Raw genomic sequence first — 4940 nt, 5'->3', positions numbered from 1 at the left:
CGCCAAAGGGGAAAGGGGTCAAGGGAAGGGTTTTCCCAAGGGAAAAGCCCTATCCGGAAAGGGAAAAAGGGCGAGGGTGTCACTGACAAACTTTATTGTTCCAAAACACTAAACAACACTAGAAAGAGTAGCCATTAAGCTTACCAACCCTTCCGACCACCCCCATTGCTTTGGCAATAAAATAACCTTAACACATTGATATATAGCGAGTTAATTCATTTCCGACAAGAACTGGTTAACTCGTCAATATCTGATTCATGAAGTCATCAATTTGTTTTTGCTTGTCTGCAGGTAATCGCGTCAGCTCATAGATAGTTTTTCTTCCATCTTTGCTGATCTTGCGTTTTGCAGAAATATCTTTCTGGTCAAAATTGCCCAGTTGTTCTTCTTTCCATTTTGGAGTTTTCTCTACATCTATGTGCTCATTCACTAACTCTTCCATGATTTTGAGCGTAATAAGTTGTTGGTCTTTTATAGAGTTAGACTTATCTAATACACCTAACCTACCCAATAAATCACGAGCAAATGATTCAACATCAAAGTTACCCTTTATTAACTTTCTCTGACATCCGGCAATCTTTCCATAAAAAGAATTAGGGATACCTTCGTAATCCACGAAAACCTCTCTCAGAGCCTTGACTATATTTAAAGACTCTAACCTCTTTCGAAGTGACTCTTTCCCCATCCCCAAATTTTCAGCTAATTCAGCTACGCTTAATTTTTCTACAGATAATCCCTTTAACTTGGCAATCTTCAGTAAATATTCTCCATGCTCTGGATAAGACCACCTCTTAACTTCTTGAGAATCATTGATTAACCTTAAAAGCTCTTGCTCACTTGGCTCACCATCGATAACCCAAAGAGGAAAGTCAACCTTACCGTTTATGCAACAGAAACGACGTCGACTAGAATCGAGTACAAGGTACTGGCCATCCTTCCTAACTGCGATACCTTCTTGACTTACTCCATTAACAACGATCGACTCATAGATATCAGCTACTGCATCAATTGTTAATGCATCTTGGTTGCGAGGGTTAAGGTAATGAATGGCCGTTTTCGATTCAACATCTGATCCTTTAATGGTGATCCGCTTAGCATCATATTTACCACCTAAAAACTTCTTAGTCGCAGATAACGCGAATAGATCGCCAACACCAGAAGAAGATGATGATTGACCAGTTAGTTGAGCTTTGTTTTTCGTTCTCTTCACAATGACTACCCTTTAGTTGCCTTAATCTTAATTTCGTCGATAAATGCCTTGTATGCCTTATTAGACGAGCTAATGGCCTCATCGTATTGCATTGCAGTACAGTTACTTTCTGATTTTTTAATGTCATATATCGTTCGATTAAGGCTCGCAGCTTCTAAAAATAATGGAGAGTGGTAGATAGGAGATACGACCAAGTCATCACGTACTGAGCGAAGCAATCTGTTAAACGTTTTACGCTCATGCTTTTCACGCTCATTATAATTAACAGGCAACACTCTGAAGTAACTGATGTTACCGCCGCCCGATGGTAGGTTTCGTGCAATGTCACCAATAGTTAATAAGTATGACTCAGTAGATGCATAATCATAAGCTTTGGGAGAAATAGGGGTAAGGACACCATTGGCGGCTTCCAGAGCGGACCAAACAATAGGGCTGTTTTGAGGGGGTAAATCTAAAATAATAATGTCATATTTTGATTTTAGGATCGGAATAATTTCTTTTTTCAACCGAGAAAGCAATTGTACTTGCTTTTCTTCATCTGAAGCCATGTAGTAGTCAGAAAATTTCTCATCGGTAGGGAAAGCCGTCATGACATCCAGATTTGGTAGATGAGTATTAAACACCGATGCCAATACAATTTGCTCAAAAGGGACACCATGTTCAAGCAAGGCTTTAACTTGATTTTCGTCACCTTGCTCTTCCGTAAGATCATAACATTGAAGATCAGCAATAGTAATGTAGTGCTGCTCTCTAGACTCGTCGATTTGAATGATCCCACGAGCTGCTGAGCCTTGCGGATCTAAGTCTAGAAGGCAAACTTTAGCATTCAGATCTAAATCAAGTGCCGCTTTTGTCGCAAGAGTAACAGCTGTTGTGCTTTTACCAGTTCCGCCTTTGTAGTTACTAACGATGACAACAAATGACTCGTAAAAATCAGAATACTTCTCAAATTCAAAGTATTGCATGATTTGTTGTAGGTGCGCTCTGGTAAATAAGTGCTTGCGATGATGATAAATAGGCTCATCTACATGGCCATCTGCAATCGCTTGATCAAGCTTCTTTTGATAAGTTTTCTTTACGCACTTCATCTCAAAAAGTGAATCGTATACTTCGGTCTTATTTAAGCAGTGATTATAAATAAGACGGCTAACCCCTTTGGGTAACTCTTCATCCGTAACTTCTACCGTCATAATATCCCGAAGCGAATCCTTTAAAGACACACTCTCTTCTTTCATTCGGCGACCAATAGCATCTACTTTATCAGCAAAATTCATCGTAATTTACCCTATCAAAAACATAACCTCATAATACACAAAAATTACACACCAACAATGGGTAAATTCAGCTTTTGTGTGTAAAATTCATTTTTTAGGTTATTTATTAAAACTTAACCAAAATGCAGTTTACGCTACACCATTACCAATACACCTAATAGGATCGAGTAAAGCGACTAAGCAAAACCAACTATTGAGCGACAATTACCCTGACCAACAGTAAAGGCTACACCAAAGATAAATTAGCACTCAGTTCTCATATAAAAAGATTACAAATTTCAATACTTCTCAATTACTTAAAAATACACAACGGTTTACGCTACACCTGAAGTAACATATAAGGGACTATCAAGGAGTTATTAGAACAACAAGAAAAGCAGTATGGGTTACACCTTACGTGTCCATATTCGTTGATAAATATAAATACAAGGGAGGATTTTAAAATACTTTCAATAACTTGGAATTAACAAAAGAGTCAATTGGTGCAGTTTACACTACACCAATTAATAAAAGTGACTAAATTTAGAACTGAAGAGGCAGCTTAGGCTACACCTTTTATGGAGACATAAACGAGTAACGCAGAATTAAATACAGTTTGGGCTACACCGTATTTACCAATACAGTAGCAGTAATAGGTACACCCAAAATAAAATGCAGTCAGTATCTAATTGATCTCAGGGAGAGCTTTATTTCTTTTGGTGATCTTGTAGGCCCATTCACCATGCCATGTCGTCTCCTGACCATGTAAGTAACCAATTGATTCTAATCTCTTAATTGCAGATTTAATAGAACGGTTCGCTTCCTTATTACTCATACTTAAAGCAAGACGATCTCTCATACGACTTAAAGATACTGGGAAGGGGTCTTCAGGTAGGCACGCAAAAAATAAATACAAACATTGGGCAGTTTCGGCTCTTGGAATGGACGAAAGAGTGCGCATACTAATTAGGATTTGACGATCAATACGATACAACTCCCATAAGTCAGGATCACCTTCCAAAATGATCGTATCACTATCCATATCGTACACAAACTTTTTAAGCAAAGATGTTGAGGTTGCTTTAGAACCATCTTTTGTGGCCATACTTATCTTTTGGCTCTGGATGCGCTCAAGGGACTCCTTTATACGTTTACGAAACTTAGAGTTCAACATCTGTGTACTAAATCCACAAAACTTTGTAAATTCAGAGAGTTTCATTGTTATCTTATCGGAGTCGTAACCATATTTAGAAAAAGCGAAAACAACCCCACACCACACTTTAAAGTCGGTCCGAACATTGAGCCTCTCCCCCTTTAGTGATGCGTACTCGTAGCCTTCACGCTTGTACAAAGATATATCTCTGAACTCATCGCTTACATTGTGCTTAACAACGGTAAGATCATCACTTTTATTGCTGTTTTTAGCAATCGGCGTAAATAAAGCCGTACGAATTAATATATTAGGTTGGATAGTATGTGTATCAGATATAACCAGACCATCACTAATTACAGATAAGAGCTTGTTTTCCATAGTTAATATCCAAAATGAGTTACTAACATACTTTACAGTGCATGCTACACCATACACAGCCTATGCTACACCGTCTACAGTAAAGGATACACCATATACAGTTTATAATACACCTATCACAGTTTATGCTACACCTAGATCAACGATAAAGCCATTACTGACAAGGCTTCAGAGCGAACAAGGATCAATTTGGATCAATTTGGTTCATATTAGGTTTAGTTTAGGATAATTAGTCCTGTGGATAAGTGGATAACTATTGTTTTTATAATGTTAAGAGCTCTCTGACGGGCAACGCTTTGGCGTTCCTGTGTCGGATTTATGCGATGGACAACTATTCGTTCGTTTCTCACGAAAGTTGACCACACACAAATCAAAATTGTTACACTCAAAAAACACTAACATTTTCTTCGCTATATAATGATTAAACTTTTAGTCGCTCTAATAATTTATTTAATAGATTAAGGAAATCATCGTTAGACTCTTTTTCAGACAAAATCTTATCTATAAGCTCTTGTTGAATAAGCCTTATTCCTTTAGAACTTTTAAATTGTTTATAAGATTCGTATTGCTCACCAAAAAGAACTTCATTTGCATCTAGATTTAAGATGATACAAAGCTTGGCGAAATTTTCAGTAGTCATCTTTCCTGTTTTTACCCATCTACTAACAGCTGCTCTATCAACACTACATTGCCTCGCAATTTCACCATAACTAAGGTCTGAATTTTTTATTAATTCTGAAATACGAAGATCTAATGGTTCCATTGTTTAGTTACCCAAGTTTAATTAAAGATAAACGCAATAGCTTATATCGGGTTGACATTTCCTCTTAGGTGAATAAAATCACCATTAACTAAAGTCGCTCTTTAAAAACCCACTCATGCACTACACCTCGACACCAAATTTAGTGCGCGCATCCCACTGCGCACTATTGCGAGCCCCTAATGC

The 4940-nt window shown here is 37.7% G+C and carries 4 protein-coding genes; all 4 read right to left on the bottom strand.

The window, feature by feature from the left end; genetic code table 11:
* Positions 1–235: 235 nt before the first annotated feature.
* Positions 236–1210, bottom strand: coding sequence for a ParB family protein (locus tag AB6D93_RS23435; RefSeq protein WP_076656855.1), 975 nt, complete (start codon positions 1208–1210; stop codon positions 236–238).
* Between the two features lie 5 nt (positions 1211–1215).
* Positions 1216–2484, bottom strand: a complete 1269-nt coding sequence (locus AB6D93_RS23430; protein ID WP_102331893.1) for a ParA family protein — start codon at positions 2482–2484, stop codon at positions 1216–1218.
* A 664-nt stretch (positions 2485–3148) separates the two neighbouring features.
* Positions 3149–3994, bottom strand: coding sequence for a RepB family plasmid replication initiator protein (locus AB6D93_RS23425; RefSeq protein ID WP_076656853.1), 846 nt, complete (start codon positions 3992–3994; stop codon positions 3149–3151).
* Positions 3995–4415: 421 nt separating this feature from the next.
* Complete coding sequence (locus tag AB6D93_RS23420; RefSeq protein WP_076656852.1) at positions 4416–4757, bottom strand: helix-turn-helix transcriptional regulator; 342 nt, start codon at positions 4755–4757, stop codon at positions 4416–4418.
* Positions 4758–4940 lie beyond the last annotated feature (183 nt).

The organism is Vibrio sp. 10N.247.310.23 (assembly GCF_041467155.1).
GTDB classification, from domain to species: Bacteria; Pseudomonadota; Gammaproteobacteria; order Enterobacterales; family Vibrionaceae; genus Vibrio; species Vibrio crassostreae_C.
Note: the sequence above shows the minus strand (reverse complement) of the source record. Positions and strands in the feature narration are given on the sequence as shown.

What these genes read in the sequence shown, in the direction of transcription:
- AB6D93_RS23425 (WP_076656853.1), bottom strand. Translation starts at nt 3,994, where the DNA reads ATGGAAAACAAGCTCTTATCTGTAATTAGTGATGGTCTGGTTATATCT.
- AB6D93_RS23420 (WP_076656852.1), bottom strand. Translation starts at nt 4,757, where the DNA reads ATGGAACCATTAGATCTTCGTATTTCAGAATTAATAAAAAATTCAGAC.
- AB6D93_RS23430 (WP_102331893.1), bottom strand. Translation starts at nt 2,484, where the DNA reads ATGAATTTTGCTGATAAAGTAGATGCTATTGGTCGCCGAATGAAAGAA.